Source organism: Desulfuromonas acetexigens (assembly GCF_900111775.1).
GTDB lineage: Bacteria > Desulfobacterota > Desulfuromonadia > Desulfuromonadales > Trichloromonadaceae > Trichloromonas > Trichloromonas acetexigens.
The window spans coordinates 50,929-72,189 of record NZ_FOJJ01000002.1 but is presented as its reverse complement, the minus strand read 5'-3'; the positions used below and the strand labels follow the sequence as shown (position 1 = coordinate 72,189).

The 21,261-nt window shown below is 60.4% G+C and carries 17 protein-coding genes and 4 tRNA genes; 20 read left to right on the top strand and 1 reads right to left on the bottom strand.

All coding sequences use genetic code 11. The annotated features are described in order from the left end of the window. Positions 1–11: 11 nt before the first annotated feature. From BQ4888_RS03180 to BQ4888_RS03120, 13 genes are all read left to right on the top strand, one after another. Positions 12–1,784, top strand: a complete 1,773-nt coding sequence (locus BQ4888_RS03180) for an autotransporter assembly complex protein TamA (protein ID WP_338084871.1) — start codon at positions 12–14, stop codon at positions 1,782–1,784. Next, entirely contained in the window at positions 1,778–5,710 is a 3,933-nt protein-coding gene (locus BQ4888_RS03175; RefSeq protein ID WP_092053612.1) for a translocation/assembly module TamB domain-containing protein, read from the top strand. Before BQ4888_RS03180 ends, BQ4888_RS03175 begins: the two co-directional genes overlap by 7 nt. Positions 5,711–5,830: 120 nt before the next feature. Next, positions 5,831–6,244, top strand: coding sequence for a nucleoside-diphosphate kinase (ndk, locus tag BQ4888_RS03170; RefSeq protein ID WP_092053609.1), 414 nt, complete (start codon positions 5,831–5,833; stop codon positions 6,242–6,244). 96 nt (positions 6,245–6,340) lie between these two features. Continuing rightward, positions 6,341–7,423 (top strand): dual-specificity RNA methyltransferase RlmN, encoded by a 1,083-nt coding sequence (rlmN, locus tag BQ4888_RS03165; protein WP_092053608.1) that lies wholly within the window; start codon positions 6,341–6,343, stop codon positions 7,421–7,423. A gap of 39 nt (positions 7,424–7,462) precedes the next feature. Then, positions 7,463–8,326, top strand: coding sequence for an S-methyl-5'-thioadenosine phosphorylase (mtnP, locus tag BQ4888_RS03160; RefSeq protein WP_092053605.1), 864 nt, complete (start codon positions 7,463–7,465; stop codon positions 8,324–8,326). An 88-nt stretch (positions 8,327–8,414) separates the two neighbouring features. Continuing rightward, positions 8,415–9,326 carry a PfkB family carbohydrate kinase gene (locus tag BQ4888_RS03155; protein WP_092053603.1) on the top strand — a complete coding sequence of 304 codons (912 nt, stop codon included), beginning with the start codon at positions 8,415–8,417 and terminating at the stop codon, positions 9,324–9,326. 15 nt (positions 9,327–9,341) lie between these two features. Then, positions 9,342–9,839 carry a hypothetical protein gene (locus tag BQ4888_RS03150; protein ID WP_092053601.1) on the top strand — a complete coding sequence of 166 codons (498 nt, stop codon included), beginning with the start codon at positions 9,342–9,344 and terminating at the stop codon, positions 9,837–9,839. A gap of 42 nt (positions 9,840–9,881) precedes the next feature. Further along, the gene (locus tag BQ4888_RS03145; protein ID WP_170232939.1) at positions 9,882–10,631 is read left to right on the top strand and encodes a tetratricopeptide repeat protein; all 750 of its coding nucleotides are present in this window, start codon (positions 9,882–9,884) and stop codon (positions 10,629–10,631) included. 3 nt (positions 10,632–10,634) lie between these two features. Then, positions 10,635–11,486, top strand: coding sequence for a helix-turn-helix domain-containing protein (locus BQ4888_RS03140; protein ID WP_092053597.1), 852 nt, complete (start codon positions 10,635–10,637; stop codon positions 11,484–11,486). A 2-nt stretch (positions 11,487–11,488) separates the two neighbouring features. Next, positions 11,489–12,016 carry a response regulator gene (locus tag BQ4888_RS03135; protein ID WP_092053594.1) on the top strand — a complete coding sequence of 176 codons (528 nt, stop codon included), beginning with the start codon at positions 11,489–11,491 and terminating at the stop codon, positions 12,014–12,016. Positions 12,017–12,018: 2 nt separating this feature from the next. Further along, positions 12,019–12,831, top strand: a complete 813-nt coding sequence (locus tag BQ4888_RS03130; protein WP_092053592.1) for a purine-nucleoside phosphorylase — start codon at positions 12,019–12,021, stop codon at positions 12,829–12,831. Positions 12,832–12,980: 149 nt separating this feature from the next. Continuing rightward, a complete protein-coding gene (locus BQ4888_RS03125; RefSeq protein WP_092053590.1) occupies positions 12,981–13,367 on the top strand; it encodes a response regulator in 387 nt (128 codons plus the stop codon). A gap of 35 nt (positions 13,368–13,402) precedes the next feature. After that, complete coding sequence (locus BQ4888_RS03120) at positions 13,403–13,849, top strand: universal stress protein (RefSeq protein WP_092053588.1); 447 nt, start codon at positions 13,403–13,405, stop codon at positions 13,847–13,849. A gap of 94 nt (positions 13,850–13,943) precedes the next feature. Here the strand turns inward: BQ4888_RS03120 and BQ4888_RS03115 are convergent, their stop codons facing one another. Next, on the bottom strand, positions 13,944–16,901 hold the full coding sequence (locus BQ4888_RS03115; protein ID WP_092053586.1) for an insulinase family protein: 2,958 nt from the start codon (positions 16,899–16,901) through the stop codon (positions 13,944–13,946). A 491-nt stretch (positions 16,902–17,392) separates the two neighbouring features. On the opposite strand from BQ4888_RS03115, the gene BQ4888_RS03110 reads away from it, so the two are divergent. From BQ4888_RS03110 to clpX, 7 genes are all read left to right on the top strand, one after another. Then, positions 17,393–17,469: transfer RNA gene (locus BQ4888_RS03110), tRNA-Pro, on the top strand. Between the two features lie 3 nt (positions 17,470–17,472). After that, positions 17,473–17,549: transfer RNA gene (locus BQ4888_RS03105), tRNA-Arg, on the top strand. Positions 17,550–17,626: 77 nt separating this feature from the next. Continuing rightward, a tRNA-His gene (locus BQ4888_RS03100) sits at positions 17,627–17,702 on the top strand. A 156-nt stretch (positions 17,703–17,858) separates the two neighbouring features. Next, positions 17,859–17,941: transfer RNA gene (locus BQ4888_RS03095), tRNA-Leu, on the top strand. Between the two features lie 116 nt (positions 17,942–18,057). Continuing rightward, complete coding sequence (gene tig / locus BQ4888_RS03090; RefSeq protein ID WP_092053583.1) at positions 18,058–19,380, top strand: trigger factor; 1,323 nt, start codon at positions 18,058–18,060, stop codon at positions 19,378–19,380. Positions 19,381–19,384: 4 nt separating this feature from the next. Next, positions 19,385–19,969 carry an ATP-dependent Clp endopeptidase proteolytic subunit ClpP gene (gene clpP / locus BQ4888_RS03085; RefSeq protein ID WP_092053580.1) on the top strand — a complete coding sequence of 195 codons (585 nt, stop codon included), beginning with the start codon at positions 19,385–19,387 and terminating at the stop codon, positions 19,967–19,969. Between the two features lie 21 nt (positions 19,970–19,990). Beyond that, entirely contained in the window at positions 19,991–21,241 is a 1,251-nt protein-coding gene (gene clpX / locus BQ4888_RS03080; protein WP_092053579.1) for an ATP-dependent Clp protease ATP-binding subunit ClpX, read from the top strand. Positions 21,242–21,261 lie beyond the last annotated feature (20 nt).

The window sequence follows — 21,261 nt, the reverse complement described above, 5'->3', positions numbered from 1 at the left end:
CTGATAACTGACTGCGTTTACCAGGGAGGTTTTTCCTGTTTCGTATCGTTCTGATTATTTTCTGGCTGATAATTTTCTCCGCCACAGCTCGGAGCGAACCCCTGTCCCTTGAAGTTACGGGGATTACCGGCGAGCTTCTCGAAAACGTGCGCGCCGCTTTGACCTTGCCGACCGATCTGGCGAAGGCAGATGGCACGGTGGAGCGTCATTGGCTGACGCGCTTTGTCGGCCAGGTTCCCGACAAGGTCGGCAAAGCCCTTGAACCTTTCGGATATTTTGCCACAATAACAAGCACGCAGCTGGAAAACCAGAGGAAAAATCAGTGGCTGCTGAAGGTGAAAGTGCTACGGGGGGAGCCGGTGCGGGTGACTTCCTTGCGGGTTGTGGTGACCGGAGCCGGCGCCGAGGAAAAGCGCTTGCAACGACTCGTTGCCGAATTCCCCCTGCGGGAGGGGGATATCCTCCGCCAGGATCACTACGAACGCGCCAAGGGGGAGCTGAAGGCCTCCGCCCTTGATCTCGGCTATCTTCAGGCCGATTTTCCCCGGCACGTCATTCGTGTCGACCGTGGCCGTCGTAGCGCTGAAATCGAGCTTGAACTCGCCACCGGGCCACGCTTACGTTTCGGTAAGACGCTGATTCACGGCGCCCCCGATTTCCCCGAGTGGTTTCTGCTGCAACATCTTGCTTATGCCGAAGGGGATTTTTTCTCCCACGATAAGCTCGGTCAGACCCAGTTTAACTTTCTTGATTCCGACCGCTTTCGCGACGTTCTCCTTACCCCCCTCGAAGAGCTCACCGATGAAGAGATGGTGCCGGTCTCCGTCCAGCTGACACCTCGTACCCGGCACCGCCTGCGCCCGGGGGTGGGTTTCGGGACGGACACCGGTGCGCGACTGTCCTTGCGGTACCGGGACAACAATGCTTTTCATCGCGCCCACCTGCTCGACGCGGATCTGCTGCTGGCAGAACGCCGGCAGTCCCTGGTGGCTAGCTATGTCATGCCTAACCGGGGGCATCTGGAGAGTCGCACCGAGTTCAGTGTCGGTTATCAGGCCGAGGATGTGGAAACCTATGAATCGAGTTCCCTTTTTGCCGAAGCCCGTCAGGTCTGGGGGTTGGGGCAGGGTTATCTGGGCTCGGTCTATCTTCGGCTGCTGCAGGAGGATTATCGGATTGCCGACGAGGATCGGCGCTCCCGTTTGACCATCCCCGGGTTGCGCCTCTCGCGCCGGCAATACTCCGACCCGATCCGCCCCCGACGCGGCTCCTCCTTTGCGCTTGAGGCTCGAGGTGCCCACCGTTGGCTGGCTTCCGACATCAGTCTCCTGCAATTTCTGGTTTCCGGTAATGTTCTGCTGGAACTACCGGGGCGCTGGACTCTCTTCGCCCGTACCGAGGGGGGGACGACGTTGCAGGATGAGCCGCTGGCCGATGTGCCGACCTCCCTGCGTTTTTTCGCCGGCGGGGATCAGAGCGTCCGCGGCTATGCCTATCAGTCCCTGGGGCCCCAGGACGCCAATGGCGACGTCATTGGCGGCAAGCACCTGGGGGTGGCCAGCCTCGAACTGGAGCGTGCTTTTTTGACGAACTGGGGCGCGTCCGCCTTCTACGATGCCGGAAACGCCTTCAACAACCTGTCCGATATTGATTGGGCGCAGGGCGCGGGGCTCGGAGTCCGTTACTATACGCCGGTGGGGCCGATCAAGGTTGATCTCGCCCGGCAGATCGGTGAGCCGAACCCCTCCTGGCGGCTGCATGTGAGCGTGGGGTTCGCATGGTAAGGGTTCTGGTACGCTCTCTTTTGTTGACGGGGTTGGGCATCCTCTTGGCGTTTTTCGTCGGTGTGGTCTGGCTCATCTGGACCCCCTCGGGCAGTTCCTGGCTGGTGCGCGGCGTTTTGGGATTGCTTCCCGGGGCGGGAAATATCGGGAAGCTCACGGGCCGACTGGGTGATCAGCTGATTCTTGATGGTCTGCATGTCCCCTATGAGGGCGGTATTTTGACCGTTGAGCGGGCGGTGCTTGACTGGAGCCCGGGAAAACTGGTGTGGGGACGGCTGGAAATCGCCGAGCTCTCCCTGACGGGAGTCGAGCTCTTTCTCGACGATGAGTCTTCTCCACCACCGACCGATGTGAAACCGGCGCGGTTGCTCCTCCCCGAGTGGCCCGAGCTGTCCGGTTGGCCTCTGCGGGTGGCCTTGGAAATCCCCGATCTGCGGCTAGAGCGGCTGGTCATCCGCACGCCGAACGAAACCTTGTGGCAGCTGGACTCCTGGCGCGGTTCCCTCGCCTGGCGATCCGGCGTCGTCGGCCTGTCCGCCATGGAGATGGTCCTCCCCTCAGTGCGCATTACTGGGAATCTCGCCCTTGACCTGCCCGAGGGGACCCTGCGCGGGCAGCTGCTCACCTTGCCGAAGGAGCCGCTGGCCGGCGCCGACCGGGCGGAGATCCTGCTCGATCTGCGGAAAGAGGAGGGAACTTGGTTGGCGGGACAGCTCCACGCTCGTGCCTGGAGCCAGGGGAAGGTGCTGCTGTCGGCACGACTTCCCCTCGTGATTGCCGGGGAAACGCTCAGGATCGATCAGGCGCGCATTGAATTGCCTGGGCGCGGCGACCACCTGGCCTTTGACGGCAGCCTCGCCTTCGACGAAGTTATGACCTGGCAGGCGGATATCGCCGGACGCCGGGTCGATCTGAGCGACCTTGCAGGCGTGACGCTGCTGCTGGATGCCCGCATTTCCGCCGCTGGGGAAGGGGAGTGCTACCGGGGACGTTTCGACCTGCGCAATCGCAGCGATGACTGGCTTAAAAGTACCCTTGCCGGCGAGTTCGCCGGCGATGCCACCGGTCTGGACCTTGCCGAATTGCAAGGAGAGTGGTTAGCGGGCACCCTCTTCGGGACGCTCGAGCTCGATTGGCTGGAGGGCTTTTCCCTCCGTGGCGATTTACGTGGGCAGCGTTTCGACCTGGCCCGATTCTCACCCGAGGTGCCCGGGCAGGTCAGCCTCGATCTGCGCTTAGATCTGTCGCAGGCCGCCGATGAGCCTTTGCTCCTCCGTATCGACGGCTCCTTGCTGGAAAGTACCCTGCATGGCCAAAGCCTCACCGGTGAAATTTCCGCCCGGCTGCTGGGCGAGGATCTGGAGATCGTCCGCCTCGATCTACTCGGCGCCAATCTGGCCCTGCGTGCACGTGGACGCCTCGCTCAGCGGCTTGATGTCGAGCTCGACCTGGGGCGATTGCAGGGATTGATTCCCGAGCTTTCGGGAACGGCCCGAGGCCGGGGCTGGCTAAGTTGGGACGGGAAATCCCTGGCCGGCCATCTAATAGTGAACGGGACGGACCTGGCCTATGGCGAGTATTCCCTGGCCGCGCTGGAAGTGTCCGCACGCAAATCCGCCGACTCCGACGCATTGGCAGGGTCGCTGCGAGGGCGCGAGGGGCGGCTGGCCGGCCACGAGATTAAGAGAGTGGCCCTCGAAGTCTCCGGCCTTTTGCAAGAGCATCGTGCGGTTCTGGAGATCGATGGGGATTCAGGCCAGGCTCGCTTTCTGGCCCAAGGGGGCTGGCGGGAGGAGTCTTGGAACGGTTTCTTGCGGGAACTGACCTTCACGGATACGCCCGCAGGGGATTGGCGGCTGAGTGCCCCGGTTGCCCTGCGGGTGGGCGCGGACCGGGCGGAGTTGGCCCCGGCCAGGCTGGTCAGTACCCGGGCGGAGGAAATCGAGCTGGCCGGGAGCCTGGCCTTTGCTTCCCTGGATGGTGATTTTACCCTGGGTTGGCGCGGGTTGCGCCTGGCTCATGCCCAGCCCTGGGTGGAGGATTGGCGCATTGACGGCGCGACCCAGGGGGATTTGCGCCTGAGTCTGCGGCAGGGGCGGCCGGAGAAACTGACGGCGCGCCTCGAGGCGGCGGGAGATCTGTCCCGGGGGGAAGCGCAGTACGCCCTGAGCGATCTGCGGTTGCTGCTTGATTGGGACGACAACGGCTTGCACGCTGAACTGTCCGGCGATGGCGGCGACCTCGGGCAGTTGCACCTGAATCTCTCCTCCCCCGAGCCCCCCGGCGAAATCTGGCCCGAGGCGGGGGGATTCTCCCTGACCTTCGACAATCTCGCCCTGGCGCGCTTGACGCCGGCCCCGCCCACTGGGTTGAGCCTGTACGGCCAGGTCACCGCCGACTTCACCGGAGGCTGGCGACAGGGATCGGACCTTTTTCTGGACGGGCGGGCGGCGATCGAGGGGGGCCGTTTCGGCTGGCAGGAGGAGGAACTTCAGCTCGGTGCCGACTTGCGCAAGGCCGAGTTGGTTCTCGCCTGGCGTGGCGAAGAGCTTTTGGCCGAGGCCGATTTCGAACTCAACCAACACGGTCGATTGCGCGGGCGGTTGCAGTGGCCCCTCGCCGCCCGCTGGCCGGTGCAGGTCGATCCCCAGGCGCCGATAAGAGGGGAGATGACCGCCTCCCTCGCGGAAAAAGGTTTGCTGGCCGCGCTCTTTCCCGGACTGGTGCGGGAAAGCTCCGGGCAGCTCGAGGTAGCGGCGACTTTGGCAGGCCCTCCTGCCGACCCGCGCCTCGCTGGCACCTTCTCCCTCTCCGGCGCCGCCGCCTATCTTCCCGTTGCTGGGCTGAGCCTCAGGGATGTCCGCTTGCGCGGTCGTCTGGCCAACGAGGAAATCGAGCTGGAGGAAGCCCGGATCACCTCCGGGGACGGCACCCTGATCGCCCAGGGGAAGATCCTTCTCAACGACTGGGCGCTTGCCGACTACCGTTTCAACCTCTCCGGAGAGAACGTCGAGGCGGTCAATCTGCCCGAATTGCAGTTGCATATCAGTCCCGAGCTCGAAATCTCCGGGGATGCCGAGCGGCTGCGCCTGCGCGGCAAGGTGCTGGTGCCTTACGCCATGGTTCGTGGTCGCGAGAGCGAGCCGCCGATCCGTTCCAGTCCCGATCTGGTGCTGGTCGATGCTCCGGAAGAGGCGGCGGCGGAACTGCCCTTGGAACTCGATGCCGCAGTTCGGGTGATCCTCGGTGAGCGCGTGCTGGTCAAGGCGTCCGGCGTCGATGCCCGGCTGGGCGGAGAGGTGGAAATCCTCGCCCGAAATCTCGAAGAGATCAACGGCCGGGGGCGGATCGAAATCAAAGAGGGAGCCTATTCCGCCTACGGCATCGGCCTCAAGGTCGAGCGCGGCAATATCCTCTTCGCCGGCGGCCCGGTCGATCGCCCGACCCTCGACATTCTCGCCTTGCGCAACGCCGGGGAGGTCAAGGCCGGGGTGCGGGTCACCGGCACTCCCCGCCAGCCCTTGGTGAAACTCTATTCCGACCCGCTCATGCCCGACACCGATATCCTTTCCTACATGGTTCTGGGGCGGCCTCTGGGCGCCGCCGGCGGCGACACCGACCTGCTCATGACGGCGGCGGGGGTCCTCCTTTCCCAGGGGGAGTCGGTGGTTCTGCAGGATCGGCTCAAGCGCCGCCTCGGCATCGATGTGCTGGAGGTGCAGGCGGGGAGCGGCGATGTGAGCTCCTCGGTGGTGACCATCGGCAAATATCTGAGCCCCCGGCTCTATATCAGCCTGGGTCATTCCCTCTTTACCAGCACCAACGAATTCCGCATGCGTTACCGCCTCTTTGAACGCTGGGAGCTCGAATCGAGCGTCGGCGTCGAGAGCGGCGCCGACCTCTACTATCTGATCGAGTTTGAATAGGGGAATGGACCGGAAGGGGCGGGGATTTCCGTTGATTATCTTGACTTTCTTTATACAGGATGCTAAAAGACGCGACGCTTTCGCGAGTTAAAAACAATCCGTCATTCAAGGAGTTGCCCCATGGAAAGAACATTCGCCATCATCAAGCCCGATGCCTTCGCCGCCGGTCACGCCGGCAAGATTCTCGCCCGCATCTACGCCGAAGGCTTCAAGGTTGTCGGCCTGAAGAAGCTCTACATGAGCAAGGTCGAGGCCGAAGGCTTCTACTATGTACACAAAGAGCGCCCCTTCTTCGGTGAACTCACCGACTTCATGAGCAGCGGCCCCTGCGTCGTCATGGTCCTCGAAGCGGCCGGCGCCATCAAGAAGTGGCGTGACCTGATGGGCGCCACCAATCCCGCCGATGCCGCCGCCGGCACCATGCGCAAGGAATTCGGCACCTCCATCGGCGAAAACGCCACCCACGGCTCCGACGCTCTGGAAACCGCCGCCTTCGAAATCCCCTATTTCTTCTCCGGGCTGGAACTGCTCTAATCCCCCTCCGGACCAGATTAACCTTGTGAAAAAACGACCCTTCGGCTATGATCCGAGGGGTTTTTTCATGTAAAATCAGCGACGAACGACGTTTTTATGAGCTCCGGAAGTTTGATCGATTTAAAGAATCTGACCCTCGAAGAGTTATCCGCCCTGCTTGCCGAGCGGGGGCAGAAACCCTTTCGCGCCAAGCAGATCATGCGCTGGATCTACGGGCGGGGTGTGACTGCTTTTGCCGATATGACCGACCTGGCCAAGGATTTTCGTGAAGATCTGGCGAGCTGGGCGACTATCTCCGACTGGAGTCCCGAACTGGTCGAGGAAAGCCGGGACGGAACGAAGAAGTACCTCTTCCGCCTGGCCGACGGCCAGACCGTCGAGACGGTGCGCATCCCCATGGAAAACGAGCGGGCGACGTTGTGCATTTCGACCCAGGTCGGCTGCGCCATGCAATGTTCCTTCTGCCTGACCGGGACCTTCGGTTTGGTGCGCGATCTGGAGCCGGGGGAAATCGTCAATCAGGTCTGCGCGGCGCTCAAGGACGGGCCGGTGCAGAATCTGGTGCTGATGGGCATGGGCGAGCCCCTGCACAATCTCGATAACGTGGTCAAGGCGTTGCAAATCCTCTATCTGGAAGAGGGGTTGAACTACGGCGTGCGCAAGGTCACCCTCTCGACCTCCGGACTGGTGCCGCAGATGCGAGAACTGGGGGAGCGCATCCGGGTGAATCTGGCGGTTTCCCTCAACGCCACCACCGACGCGGTGCGCAACGAGCTGATGCCGATCAATCGCCGCTATCCCCTGAAAGAATTGATGGCGGCCTGCCGCGACTTTCCCCTGCAACCCCGGCAGCGCATCACCTTCGAATATATTCTCATCCGCGACGTGAACGATTCCTTGCAGGATGCCAAGCGTCTGGTGACGCTGCTCCACGGCATCAAGGCCAAGGTCAATCTGATTCCCTACAACGAGCATGAAGGCTCGCCTTTTAAGGCACCGACCGCCGAAGCGATCGAGGCCTTTCAGTCCTATCTTTTAAACCGCAATATCGTCGCCATCCGCCGCGCCAGCAAGGGACAGGATATCTCGGCAGCCTGCGGCCAGCTCAAGGGCAAGTTGGAAAAGGCCCAGGGACGGTTGCCGGCACCGGCGGCAGAGGCGGCCGGGCAGGGCGATTAAAACGATTTTTTCCATCGGATACGGGAGGAACGAATAAGTATGGCTCAACCGGTTATCGGCGTCATCGGCGGCAGCGGTCTTTACGAAATCGAACAACTCACCGACATTCGCGAAGTGGTTCTCGACACCCCCTTCGGCGCGCCCTCCGACGCCTATGTGACGGGGCTGCTGGACGGGGTCAGGATGATCTTTCTCCCCCGCCACGGACGGGGCCACCGGCTGCTTCCCTCCGAGGTCAACTATCGGGCCAATATCCACGGGATGAAGCAGCTCGGGGTCGAACGCATCATCTCCGTTTCGGCGGTGGGGAGCATGAAGGAGGAGATTGTTCCCGGGCATATCGTCATCCCCGACCAGTTTTTCGACCGTACCCAAGGCAAACGGGCCTCGACCTTCTTCGGCGAGGGGGTGGTCGGGCATGTGCAGTTCGCCGATCCGGTCTGCGCCGATCTGGCCGCTGTGCTTTATGATGCAGCGGTCGCCGCCGGCGCCGTCGCCCACAAGGGGGGGACCTATATCTGTATCGAGGGGCCGAACTTTTCCACCCGTGCCGAGTCCAATATCTACCGGAGCTGGGGCGTCGACGTTATCGGTATGACCAACATCCCCGAGGCGCGCCTGGCTCGCGAGGCGGAAATCTGCTACGCCACCGTCGCCCTGGCGACCGATTACGATTGCTGGCACGCCGAGCACGAGGATGTTTCCATCGAAGCGGTGCTCGCGATCATTGAGCACAATGTGGCGACCGCCCGCGACATCATCCGCCGCGCCGCGCGGCAGCTGGCGACTCCCCGGGACTGCGGCTGCGGCGAAGCGCTCAAGTACGCGATCATGACCCAACGCGACCGAATTCCCGAGGCGACCCGCAACAAGCTCGAGCTGCTGATCGGGCGCTATCTCTAATCCCTTTTCCCGTGCCCGCTTGCGGCGGCGTGGGTCCGGGGGTAAAGTTCTTGACACTCTTTTTATTCACAGGAAGGTTGATCGACCTATGAGTTTGTTGGTGGTGGGTTCGGTGGCATTCGATTCGGTGGCGACCCCTTTCGGGCAGGTCGAGGAGGTTCTCGGCGGCAGTGGCACTTTTTTCAGCACGGCGGCGAGCTTTTTCACCGATGTGCAGCTGGTGGCCGTGGTCGGCGAGGATTTTCCTGACGAGCATCGCCGCTTTCTCGCATCCCGTGAGATCGACCTGCGCGGGCTGCGGACCGCTCCAGGGCGGACCTTCCGCTGGAAGGGGCGTTACGGCTTCGATCTCAACGAGGCGCAGACCCTCGATACCCAGCTCAACGTCTTTGAAACCTTCCGCCCCGAACTGCCCGCCGGCTACGAGGACGCCGAATATGTCTTCCTCGCCAACATCGACCCCGAGTTGCAGATGGACGTGCTCAAGCAGGTGAAACGGCCCCGGCTGGTCGCCTGCGACACCATGAACTTCTGGATTTCCGGGAAGCGGGAGGCGCTGCTCAAGACCTTACGGCATGTCGATCTGCTGGTGATCAACGAGGGAGAGACCCGCCAACTCGCCGGGGAAGCCAATCTGGTCAAGGCGGCGCGGGCGGTCCTGGCCATGGGACCGAAAACCCTGGTGGTCAAGCGCGGGGAATATGGGGTGATCATGTTCACCGAACACAGTATTTTCACCGCTCCGGCCTATCCCCTGGAGACCGTTTTCGATCCCACCGGGGCCGGCGACACCTTTGCCGGCGGCTTCATGGGCTATCTCGCCTCTACGCGCAACCTGGCCGACGCCAACATCCGCCAGGCGATCATTTTCGGCTCGATCATGGCCTCGTTCAACGTCGAAGATTTCAGCCTGAATCGTCTGAAAACCCTCGACATCGAACAGGTGCATGAGCGCTTCCGGCAGTTCCGTCTGCTCACGGATTTTTCCCCGGAAGATTGATTGGGAGGGACCACCATGTTCCAGTGGGACCGGAATACCCTGCGTCTGGCGCTCCCCGCCGAACGGGTACTGCGCCTGCATCGTTCCCTGGGGGATGTTCAGGTCGCCTTGCCGGGACTTCAGGCCCAGCAGGCCGAGGCCTATGTCTGCGTCTATGCCGCTACCCAGGGGGCGCGGGTTGCGGTGGTCTTCCATCTTCGCGAAAGTCGCCGGCTCGCCTTCTACCGGGATGACCTGGAGAGCGGTTCCACCCTCGGGGTCGAGGAGCAGCGACTCGCCGGTCTGCGCTTCGCCGAATCCCTGGGCTTTCTTTTCGACGATAGTGAAATCCATCTGCTGACCGGGCTTCAGCGGCAGCAGTTGTGGCAGTCTCTGCCGTTGTTCGGTGGTGGTCTTGTCGAGGGGACAGTTTCTTCGTCCCCGGAGCGGATCGGCGCCGTCGGCGGCACCCGTGCCGGCAATGGTCGGGAGCGGGCCGTGGCGGCACTCGGCCGTCTATTGGCGACCCTTTGATCTTTTACCGGAATGTGGTTTTCGAGCCACCGGGAGGTATGTGTGTTAAAACCGTTGCTCATTCTGTTTTTGGCGGGTGCCCTGGCGATTTCCGCCGGGTGCGGTTCTTCGGAAAAGAAGCCTCCCAAAGGGGAGTCCCACTATATCATGGGCCTTTCCCACTTTCGCCAGCAGCAGCTGACCCAGGCCTTGAAGGAATTCTTGCTGGCGGTCGAAGCCAACCCGCAGAATGCCGATTACCAGAACGGTTTGGCCTTGGCCTATCAGTTCAAGAAAGCCTACCCCGAAGCGGAAAAACATTACATCAAAGCTTTGGCCTTGGGTGGGGACTCGCCTGAGCACCAAAATAACCTGGCCGCCCTCTATCTCGACATGCAACGCTGGGATGACGCCATCAAGTATTTCCGCCTGGCGGCCAGTAATCTGCTCTTTGGCCAGCCGGAGCGGGCGCACACCGGCATCGGCTTCGCCTACATGCAGAAGGGAGAGTATCTCGACGCGGTCGGCGCCTTTCAGCAAGCGATCAAGGAGAATCCCAATTTTGCTTTGGCTCACTTTCGCCTGGGGGAGGTCTATCATGCTCTGGATAAATGGGAGCTGGCGGTCGCTTCTTTGCGCAAGGCTGCCGAGTTGGCTCCTGTTGTGCCCGAAATTCGCTACAAGCTGGGGCTGGCCCACATGAAGAACGGACAGACGCCCGAGGCCCTTGCGGCCTTTGAGGAAGTGTTGCGGCTGGCTCCGACTTCGGAGGAAGCCCATCTCGCAAAAAGCTATATTGAGGTGTTGAAATAAATCATGAGTGATTCCGAACGCCCCAGTGTCGGCGCCCGACTTCGACAGCGCCGGAAAGAACTTGGCTTGACCCTGCCTGAACTGGAGACTAAGACGCGGGTTCGTCTCTCCTTTCTGCAGTCTCTGGAAGAGGACCGGTTCGATGGTTTTCCCGGCGATGCTTACCTTTTCGGTTTCCTGAAAAACTATGCCGAGGCTCTGGGGTTGCCCGCCCCTGAATTGATGGCGGAGCTTCGCAGCCAGATTGGCGCAGACTCCGGTTTTACCGAAATCCCTCCCCTGGTCGCGGACCCCTTCCTTGCCCAACCGTCCCGGTCGCGTTTGCCTCTTCGGCGATTCGCCGTCGCTTTCGTCGCGGTTCTTTTGCTGGCAGGGCTCGTTTTCCTCGCCTGGCGCTATGGTCCCTGGCAGTCGTCCGGAACCGAGGTTCGGCCGGCCCCGCCAGTGACGGAGAGCCGACCCTCCATCCCGGTTGCCGAGGAAAGCACAGCACCGGAACCTTCCGCTGACTCGCCTGACGAAGACGTCCGCGGGACAGCGCCGGCCGTTGATGCCCCGTCCTCCTTGCCAGTCGAGACCCCGACGTCCGCCCCGGAAATGCTTCCGGCCGACGGCGGGGTGCTGCGTGTCGAGACCCGGGAGCGCGTCGCCCTAGAGGTCTGGATCGACGATCTTCCCCCCCGCAAATATGTCCTGGCCGGCGGCAGCAACATCAGTTGGCGTGCGGAGAAATCCCTGCGTCTGCAGGTCGATCGGCCGGAAAGCATCGACCTTTGGCTTGCCGATCAACCTCTCGATCTGCGGGGACGAAGTGAACTGACGCTTCGTGGTGATGCCGGAGGCGGGGGAGATTGACCATGCGCATCGCCTGTCCGAATTGTCAGGCCAGTTACCGTTTTGACCCGGCCCGCGCCAGCAACCAAGCACCGCGGATCAAATGTCCCGGCTGCGGCCACGTTTTCCGCGTCGATCTGGCGGCCGCCGTCGACGATGTCGTTGCCGCGGTTCCCGCTTTCCGAAAAAAATGCTTGATTGTCGATGACTCCCGCTTCTTTCGGGAGCTGACGGGGGATATCCTCAAGGGGCTGGAGGTGGATTTTCTTTTTGCCGGCGACGGCGAGGAGGCGTTGCGCATCATTCGGGAAGCTCGGCCGAATCTGGTGCTGCTCGATCTCAATCTGCCGAAGAAAAACGGCTACGAGTTGATCCGAGAGGTCCGCGAAGACGAGGGTCTGAGCAAGGTGCGGCTGTTGGCCATGAGCGGCGTCTTTCGCAAAAGCGAGGAGATCGGCGAGGTCTATCGGGGGGGCGCCGACGATTTTATCGGCAAGTCCTTCAAGCCCGAACAGTTGCTGGAGCGGGTGAAGAAGTTGCTGGAGGATTGAGCATGGCCTGGGAAGAGGAAGCGAGCGCCGGGGCTCTCGCCCAGCGTTTCGGTGAGGATACTTTCGATCTGGCGGTGATTCTAGGCTCGGGCTGGGGGGCGTTGGCCGATCAGGCCGAATCCGCGGTCTATGTGGACTACCGGGAGATCCCGGGCTTTTCCCATGTGCGCATCGAAGGACATGCCGGTCGGTTGGTGGCCGGACGGTTTCAGGGCTGGAAGGTTCTTTTTTTTCAGGGGCGCTACCATCTCTACCAGGGCTTCGATGCTCGCCAGGTGGCCCTGCCGGTGCGCCTCGCCGCCGCCCTCGGCTGTCGGCGTCTGCTCTTGACCAATGCGGTCGGCGGGATCAATCCGGCCTTTCAAGTCGGCGATTTCATGTACCTGGAGGATCATCTCAACCTGCTGGGGGATAATCCCCTGCGCGGCGAACCCCTCCATCCCTTCATCGATCTTTGCGGGCTTTATCGGCAAGATCTTTATCCGCCGTTGCGCGAACAGATGCAGGAGAAGGGCATTTCCCTGCATCGCGGCGTGCTCGCGGCGATGCCCGGCCCCTCCTATGAAACCCCCGCGGAAATCCGTATGTTGCAACGGTTCGGCGCCGATGTGGTCTCCATGTCCACGGTCCCGGAAGCGATCATGGGGCGCTATCTCGGCATGGAGGTCATCGGCCTGAGCCTGATCGCCAATCTCGCCGCCGGCCTCTCTCCCGGCCCCCTCTCCCACGACGAGGTGCTGCGTGCCGGTTCCGACGGCGCGGGGCGCCTGCTTGATTTGGGGCATCGCTTGATGACCCTCTGGCAACGGTCTTAAGTCGCTTCCGCGCCTTCCCGGTTTCGCCCCACCCTCCGAAAATCTCCTAAAAATTCAATCATTATAAAGTCTTTCGCGACCTCTGGCGAACTTGACAGGCGTTGCACCTGTGGTACGTTTTAAATCAATTTGCTTAAAGGAGATCCCGCGTGGGGGCAGGGCGAGAAAAAATATTGATCGTCGATGACGAGGAAAATGCCCGGATCGGGCTGACCAAGCTCCTGGCCCAGGAAGGCTACGAGGTGGACAGCGTCGCCGATGGCTGCGAGGCCTTGGAGTATCTGCGCGGCAAGCGGGTGAACCTGGTGATCAGCGACATCAGGATGCCGAATATGAACGGCCTGGTCTTTCTGCAGGAACTCAGCCGTCGCCACCCGAGTATTTACGTGATTATGATCACCGCTTACGGTGAGGTCGAATCCTATCTTGAAGCCATGAATCTGGGAGCCTTCGAATACCTGCACAAGCCGATCAAACTCGATGTTCTCAAATCGGTGATGAACAAGATTTTTGAGAGAAGCACACACCTCTGCTAACGCCCTGACGGTCAACCTCTAAGGAGTGCCCGAACATGAAAGATTTTAAAACCATCCTCTTTGCCCTCGATTTTTCCCAGAGTTCCGATTACGCCTTTCAGTATGCCCTGTCCCTGACTCGGAAATATCAGGCGCGCCTGCTCATTGTCCACATTATCAACGAACCCGTCGATCTGCGGGGCTTCTATGTCCCGCATATCTCCTTCGAGAAGCTGGAGCAGGAGATTGAGGAGGGGGCCAAGAAGATGATGGAAAAGTTCTGCCGCGAGCAGCTTGGCGACTATGGCAACTACGAAACTTTCCTGCTGCCGGGCATCCCCTATGACGAAATCATCAAGAAGGCCGAAGAGCAGTCCGCCGACCTGATTATTATGGGTACCCACGGACGCACCGGTCTTGACCATGTGCTTTTCGGCAGCACCGCCGAGAAGGTGGTACGCAAGTCTGCCATCCCGGTCATGACGATCCGCTACGCCGAGTAGAAACGCCGTATTTCCCCGCCTTTCACACAGCAAAAAACCCCTCGCGACATGGCGTCGCGAGGGGTTTTTTGTTTCGGCGGCCGTAAGGCTGCGATCAGATCGTTTCGATGTGGAGAAAATCTTCGCCAAGTTCCTGGTTGGCTTGGCGCAGGGCCGTTTCACCGGCGATGACCCCGACGGCGCTGAGGCGCTTTTCCCGGGAGAGGTAGCGGGCGGCGGTCTGGCAGAGGGTTTCCCGGTCGATGGCCAGGATTCGGCGGCGCAGGGCGTTGCGCATCTCCAGGGTCAACCCCTGTTCAATGTTGGCGAATTCCTGGCTCCCGCGCCCTCCCGGCGAGAGCGGTCGGTCGAGATCGGCGAAAATAGAGAGAATTCCCTCCTTGATCTGTTCATCGTCGAAGCGCCCGGCGACGGCCCAGTCCACGGCATCATCATAGACTTGCAGGGTGCGAGTCAGATGCGGGTCGCGATAGGAGAGGAAGGAGAAGATGCCGCCTTCGGCGCCGTAGTTGGCAAGGCCGCCATAGGCGCCGCCTTTTTCGCGGATTTCCCGGTGGAGATAACCGGCGCGCAGCAGCTTCGCCAGGACCATCAGGGCGGCGCTGTCGGGATGGGTATAGGGGACGGCGCGGAAAACCCGACTGACGTAATTCACCGGTACCGAGGTTGACCAGCCGAGGTTGCGGACCTGGGGGGCGAAATCTTGCGGAACTTGGGCGGCCGGAATTTCGCCGACCGGCAGCTGCGTCAGGAATTGTTCCAGGGCGGGAGAGATCTCGGCAAAATGTCCCTGCTCGCCGGTGATGGCGCAGGAGAGGCGCCGCCGGGAAAGGAGTTGCGCGGCCATCGCCGCCATGCTCTCGGCGAAGCCGGAGAGCTCCTCGGGACTTTTCGCGGCCAGACTTTTGATGAGCTGGAGCTGCTCCAGGCCGCTCCAGGCTTCCCGCAGGCGGGCCGCCGGGGTCAGGCCGCCGGCCGCGGAACGGGCGGCATAGCTGTGACCGGAGCCGGGAATGGAGTTCTCCAACGACGTCCGGATCTGGTTGAGTACCGTGTGCAGGCGCTTATGATCGGTGAAGTCAGGGGCGCGGCAGAGATCGCCGAGAATCGCAAAGAGCTTTTCCTGGTTGCGGATCAAGGCCTTGCCTTTGAGCGCGAGAAGGTCGCGGCTGGCGGCTAGGCTTTCGGGGGCGTCGAGAATGGTGGCGCGGGCGTGAATGCCGCCGGTTGCCGCCTCCATGCGCTCGGCCATTTCCGTATAGCTGTAGCCGGCGGCGCCGATCTGGCCGAGCAGGGTGCAAAAGACCGGGACCAGGGCCAGGTGTTCTTCGGAAAGGCCGCCGATGTGGAAATGCAGAGTGATGTAACCGATGCCGTTGGTCGGCTGGTCGAACCAGTAAACCGGGCATTCATCGAGCTGAGTTTTCCTGTAGTCGACCGCCGGCTCGGTCGGCGGGATGTCGCTGAGCTCCAGCGTCGGCAGGCAGGAGAGATCTTCCTCCGCTTCCTGGGCTTCACGCAATTCCCTGGCCTGGTAACGGATTTCTTCGATCCTGTGAGCGTCGAGTTGGCCACGCAGCTCTTCAAGGTGCGCGGTGATTGCCTGGTCCTGGCGGGCTTGCAGGCTGTCATCAGGGCGCAGGGTCAGGGTGACTCGATGGGGATTGTCGAGCAGGTAGCGGCGAATCAGATCCTGAAAATAGGGGCCTTCGGCGAGCTTCCGCCGCAACTGGCCGAGCAACTCGTCGAAACGCAGGGCCTCGACCGGATTGCCGCCATGAATCCAGGGGCCGATCAGGCGCATCAGCAGCACCAGGGGGTAGGGATACTGATCTCCCGTGACTTCGCGGATGGAAAACTCCAGGCGATGGAGAATGCCGTCGATCCGTTCGGCGCTGAAGTCGGTTCGCGCCGATTCTTCAAGGGTAGCAAGGATCAGGGCTTCGACTTCGCCGCTTTTCTCGGGATCGATCCCCTGCAAACCGGCGGCAAAATAGGTGGTGCGGTTGTCATCTTGGTAGCCGCCCCCGGGGGCGAGATTGCTGCCTAACCCCGAGTCGAGCAGGGCGCGGTAGAGGGGGGCGGCGGAATTGCCGAGCAACAGGCTGGCAAGGAGCGAGAGCCCGAGGCGGTCGAGCTTGTCGTTGATATCGCAGGTCAGCCAGGCGACCTGCACCAGAGCGCGCTTTTCCAGGGGAGTGCCGGGATCGACAGGAAAGGCTTCCTCGACCCGGCGAGGGCTGGTCAGGTGAATCTCTGGCGGCACTTCGCCGGTGGCCGGCCGTCGCTCAAAGGCGGAAAGAGCCTCCTGGTCGATGACCGCCAGGACCGATTTCAGATCCAGATCGCCGTAGGTGAAGAAATAGGCATTGGCGGGATGATAATAGTCGGCGTGAAACTTCCGTAACTGCTCCCAACTCAGATCGGGGATTTTCGCCGGTTCACCCCCTGAGTTGTGGCGGTAGGTGGTGGTCGGGTAAAGGGCGGCCGCCAGCCGACGTCCGAGCAGGGACGAAGGGTCGGACATGGCGCCTTTCATCTCGTTATAGACGACCCCTTTATATTCGAGGGGCGCGTTGGGATCGTCCGGATCGGCGAATTCCAGTCGATGTCCTTCCTGGCGAAAGTCCCGTTCGCTGAGCAGGGGAAAAAAGGCGGCATCGAGGTAGATGGAGAGCAGGTTGAAAAAATCTTTGCGATTCTGGCTGGCGAAAGGATAGAGGGTCCAGTCGCTGGCGGTCATGGCGTTCATGAAGGTATTGAGACTGCGTTTGAGCATGGCGAAGAAAGGATCGCGCACCGGAAAGCGCCGCGAGCCGCAGAGCACCGTGTGTTCGAGAATATGGGCCACGCCGGTGGAGTCGTCGGGGGGAGTGCGAAAGCCGACGGCAAAGAGGCAGTTCGGGTCGTTTGCGGCCAGATGGACCATGCGCGCGCCGCTCTGGTCATGGCGCAGTTCGATAAAGGAAAGATTGATTTCCGGAAGGTCGGTCGCCCCGGTGACGGTAAAACCATGTTTCCGGAAACCGGCGGTCCAGCGGGTGTCTGTCATGGGTGATCCTTTTGAGGTTTGAGAAAGTAAAAACACATTCTAACGCACTGAAGCGTGTCTGTCAGGATTAAAAGGACCGGGGGTCGTTGCGCCTCTTTACGAAGACTCACATCGGAGTCAAGGTTCGCCGAGATCTTCGTTGTTTCACTCAACCTGTGCGGATTATCAATGGGTTATGCGCTTGTCCACAGAGTCTGTGGATAAGGCTTTGAAAATCTCCCCTTCGGAGGGGTAAAGTGCCCTGGGATCAATGCAAATAACAACTTGAACAATTTTTGTGCAGATCTATTTTTCGTGTTATTTCAGTTGGTTATTGTTTTCATACAAAGCGGGGTGGGTCTGGGAAGGTTCTTGCCGGTCCATGCTAACGTTGCCGGGAGTCAGCTTCCAGCTTGTGGATAGATACTCATAAATGGATAGCGTTTTTTTACCGGAAGGGTGCTTTTCTGGTTGCAAAAGGGAAACGGCCATGCTAAACAACTCGTCCTTGTCGGAGCGTAGCGCAGCCTGGTAGCGCACCTGCCTTGGGAGCAGGGGGTCGGAGGTTCGAATCCTCTCGCTCCGACCACGGGCGCCAGTAGCTCAGCAGGATAGAGCAACGGCCTTCTAAGCCGTGGGTCGGGGGTTCGAGCCCTCCCTGGCGCGCCATTCATTGACTCCGGGAAGCCCGGAAGATTCCCGTTGACAAGAGTATCCCTCTTGGCTAGTATGTGTCCGCTTTTGTGGTGGGTGTAGCTCAGTCGGTAGAGCACTGGATTGTGGCTCCAGTTGTCGAGGGTTCGATCCCCTTCACTCACCCCATTGATTATTCTGGCCCACCTTTTTTACCGTATCAGTGAATGTGACGAGGTTGGTCACAGGTGCGTCGGCAAAAGGATGGGCCTTTCATTATTCACGATTCTGGCATAGGGTTTGTTTTCGGTGCCGGTACGTGATTTGATTGATCCTCGTCTTGATGCGAGAGTGGCGGAATTGGCAGACGCACTGGACTTAGGATCCAGCGGGCAACCGTGGGGGTTCGACTCCCCCCTCTCGCACCATCCCCGTTTCCCTTCCGTTAGACCGGATTCCATTCACCGCTCCGCGGAGTCGTCATCCGCGGTGATTTTTTTATCTGGATACCCATTTATTTCCCAGTCCCGCGAGGTAAGCACTCATGAACGTCACCCTGGAAGATATCAGCAGTATCAAAAAGAAGCTCTCCTTTGAAGTCCCCGCCACGACCGTCGATGCCGAGATTGAAAAGGCCTATCAGAAGGTTGCCAAGACCGCGAAGATCAAGGGCTTCCGTCCCGGCAAGGCGCCTCGTTCGGTGATCGAAAAATATTATGGTCCCCAGATGGAGGAGCATGCCCTGGGGCGACTGATCAACGACTCCTATTTCAAGGCCCTGGTGGAGCACAAGGTTCCGGCCATTTCCGATCCCGAAATCGTCGAGAGTTCCCCCCTGCAGAAGGGCCAGGCTTTTACTTATCAGGCGCACGTGGAAGTCAAGCCGGAGATTGAGGTCAAGGACTACACCGGGATTGCCCTGCAGAAAGAGAAGTTCCTGGCCGATCCGTCTGTGGTCGACGCTCGCCTCGAAGAGATGCGCATGGGGCGTACTTCCCAGCGTGTCGTTGAGCGGGAAGAGGCCCAGGACGGCGACGAGGTGCTGATCGACTTCGAAGGCTTTGTCGACGGTGTCGCCTTCGCCGGGGGCAAGGCCGAGGGGCATCAACTGGAGCTCGGCTCCGGGTCCTTCATTCCCGGCTTCGAAGAGCAGCTTGAAGGCATGCGCCGCGGGGAAGAGCGGGAAATTTCCGTGACTTTCCCCGAGGAATACGGGAACAAAGATTTGGCCGGCAAGGCGGCGACCTTCAAGGTGAAGTTGCACGAAATTCAGGAAAAGGTCATGCCGGAGCTGGATGATGAGTTCGCCAAGGGCTTTGGCCTCGAATCCCTTCAGGAATTGCGCGACAAGCTTGAAGAAAACCAGCGCCTGCAAGAGCAGAACCGGATCGACGGTGATCTGCGCGAGCGGCTGATTGCGGCGCTGATTGAGCGCAATCCCATGGACGTTCCCGACTCGATGGTCGCGGCGCAGCTCGACTACATGCTGGGGAATATCCGCAATCGACTCAAAAACCAGGGTCTCAGCCTGGAAATGATGGGGATGAACGAGGAGTCTTTTCAGCAGATGTATCGTGACAACGCGGTCGACCAGGTTAAGGGCAGTCTGATCCTCGAAGGCGTGGCCCGGCAGGAAAACATTACCGCCGAGCCTGGCGAGATCGACGACAAGCTGGAAGAGATCGCCAAGATGTCTGGTGCTCCTCTTGATTCCGTCAAGAAGTATTACGCTGGCGATGAAGCCCGTCGCGGGCTGATGGCGCAGATCGTTGAAGAGAAGGTATTGCGCTTCCTGATCGACCAGTCGGTTGTCGAGGAGGTTTCCAAGGAGGAACTGGCCGCCCAGTCCGGCCAGGGCGAGGAGTGATGCCATGAGCCTGATCCCCATGGTGGTTGAGCAGACGGGCCGGGGTGAGCGTGCCTACGACATCTATTCCCGGCTGCTGAAGGATCGCATTATTTTTCTGGGCGGGGCCATTGAGGACCACATGGCCAATCTGATTATCGCCCAGTTGCTCTTTCTCGAATCGGAAGACCCGGACAAGGATATCCATCTCTATATCAATTCCCCCGGCGGCGTGGTGACGGCCGGTATGGCCATTTACGATACCATGCAGTATCTCAAAGCCCCGGTTTCGACTATCTGCGTGGGTCAGGCGGCGAGCATGGGCGCGCTCTTGCTCTGTGCCGGTGCCGAGGGGAAGCGTTACGCGTTGCCCCACTCCCGGGTCATGATCCATCAACCCCTTGGTGGCTTTCAGGGGCAGGCCACGGACATCAAAATCCACGCCGAGGAAATTCTCAAAATCCGCGATACCTTGAACGGCGTTCTCGCCCATCATACCGGCCAGTCGTTGGAGCGGATTTCGATCGATACCGAACGGGATTTTTTCATGGGTAGCGAAGCTGCGAAAAAATATGGTATTATCGATGATATTGTTAAGCGAAAGACCTGACTTTTAGCGCGGAGGAATTGAGTGAGCCGAGACGACACCCAAACCGGACAATTGACCTGTTCTTTTTGCGGCAAGGCGCAGGAAGAGGTAAAGAAGTTGATTGCCGGCCCGGCGGTCTACATCTGTGACGAATGTATCGAGCTGTGCAAGGACATCATTGCCGAAGAAGCCAAGCTTGAGGATTCGACTCAGGGGGGTACCGGGCATCTGCCCAAGCCGTCGGATATCAAGGATGCCCTCGACGATTTCGTGGTCGGCCAGGAGCGGGCCAAGAAAGTTCTCGCGGTAGCGGTTTACAATCACTACAAGCGGGTGGAGTTCGCCGGCAAGACCGGGGATGTCGAAGTTCAGAAAAGCAATATCCTCCTGCTCGGCCCGACCGGCAGCGGCAAAACCCTGCTGGCGCAGACCTTGGCGCGTATTCTCAATGTACCCTTCGCCATTGCCGACGCCACCAATCTGACCGAAGCCGGGTATGTCGGCGAAGATGTCGAGAATATCATCCTCAGCCTGCTGCAGGCCGCCGATTACGATATTGAAAAGGCCCAAAAGGGTATCATTTACATCGACGAAGTCGATAAAATCGCCCGTAAGTCCGACTCTCCCTCCATCACCCGTGATGTCTCCGGCGAAGGGGTGCAGCAGGCCCTGCTCAAGATCATCGAGGGAACCATGGCGAGCGTTCCGCCCAAGGGGGGACGTAAGCACCCGCAGCAGGAGTTTCTCAAGGTCGATACCTCAAATATCCTCTTTATCTGCGGCGGCGCCTTCGCCGGCCTGGAAGGGATCATCTCCCGCCGCAACGGGACCAAGGGGATGGGGTTCGGGGCGGACATCCGCCAGAAGAAAGAGCAGCGCCTAGGCGAAACCCTCTCGCAGGTTGAACCGGCAGATTTGCTCAAATACGGCCTGATTCCTGAATTTATCGGTCGCTTGCCGGTGGTGGCGACACTCAATGAACTGGATGAAGAGGCCCTTATCCAGATTCTCAAGGAGCCCAAAAACGCTCTGGTGAAGCAATACCAGAAGCTCTTTGAGCTGGAAAAGGTCAATCTCAAGTTCAGCGACGGCGCCCTGGTGGCGATTGCTCGGGAAGCTCTCAAACGCAAGACCGGGGCCCGGGGTTTGCGCTCCGTCCTGGAAAATTCCATGCTCGACGTGATGTACGATATTCCTTCCCAGGACCGGGTCAAGGAAGTCGTCATCAACGACGACGTCATTCTCAAGCAGGCCCGACCGATCGTCCTCTACGATTGCGCCGAATCGGCCTGATGTCCTCCAGGCCTTCGCCT

What these genes read in the sequence shown, in the direction of transcription:
- BQ4888_RS03175 (WP_092053612.1), top strand. Translation starts at nt 1,778, where the DNA reads ATGGTAAGGGTTCTGGTACGCTCTCTTTTGTTGACGGGGTTGGGCATC.
- ndk (WP_092053609.1), top strand. Translation starts at nt 5,831, where the DNA reads ATGGAAAGAACATTCGCCATCATCAAGCCCGATGCCTTCGCCGCCGGT.
- rlmN (WP_092053608.1), top strand. Translation starts at nt 6,341, where the DNA reads ATGAGCTCCGGAAGTTTGATCGATTTAAAGAATCTGACCCTCGAAGAG.
- mtnP (WP_092053605.1), top strand. Translation starts at nt 7,463, where the DNA reads ATGGCTCAACCGGTTATCGGCGTCATCGGCGGCAGCGGTCTTTACGAA.
- BQ4888_RS03155 (WP_092053603.1), top strand. Translation starts at nt 8,415, where the DNA reads ATGAGTTTGTTGGTGGTGGGTTCGGTGGCATTCGATTCGGTGGCGACC.
- BQ4888_RS03150 (WP_092053601.1), top strand. Translation starts at nt 9,342, where the DNA reads ATGTTCCAGTGGGACCGGAATACCCTGCGTCTGGCGCTCCCCGCCGAA.
- BQ4888_RS03140 (WP_092053597.1), top strand. Translation starts at nt 10,635, where the DNA reads ATGAGTGATTCCGAACGCCCCAGTGTCGGCGCCCGACTTCGACAGCGC.
- BQ4888_RS03135 (WP_092053594.1), top strand. Translation starts at nt 11,489, where the DNA reads ATGCGCATCGCCTGTCCGAATTGTCAGGCCAGTTACCGTTTTGACCCG.
- BQ4888_RS03130 (WP_092053592.1), top strand. Translation starts at nt 12,019, where the DNA reads ATGGCCTGGGAAGAGGAAGCGAGCGCCGGGGCTCTCGCCCAGCGTTTC.
- BQ4888_RS03120 (WP_092053588.1), top strand. Translation starts at nt 13,403, where the DNA reads ATGAAAGATTTTAAAACCATCCTCTTTGCCCTCGATTTTTCCCAGAGT.
- BQ4888_RS03115 (WP_092053586.1), bottom strand. Translation starts at nt 16,901, where the DNA reads ATGACAGACACCCGCTGGACCGCCGGTTTCCGGAAACATGGTTTTACC.
- tig (WP_092053583.1), top strand. Translation starts at nt 18,058, where the DNA reads ATGAACGTCACCCTGGAAGATATCAGCAGTATCAAAAAGAAGCTCTCC.
- clpP (WP_092053580.1), top strand. Translation starts at nt 19,385, where the DNA reads ATGAGCCTGATCCCCATGGTGGTTGAGCAGACGGGCCGGGGTGAGCGT.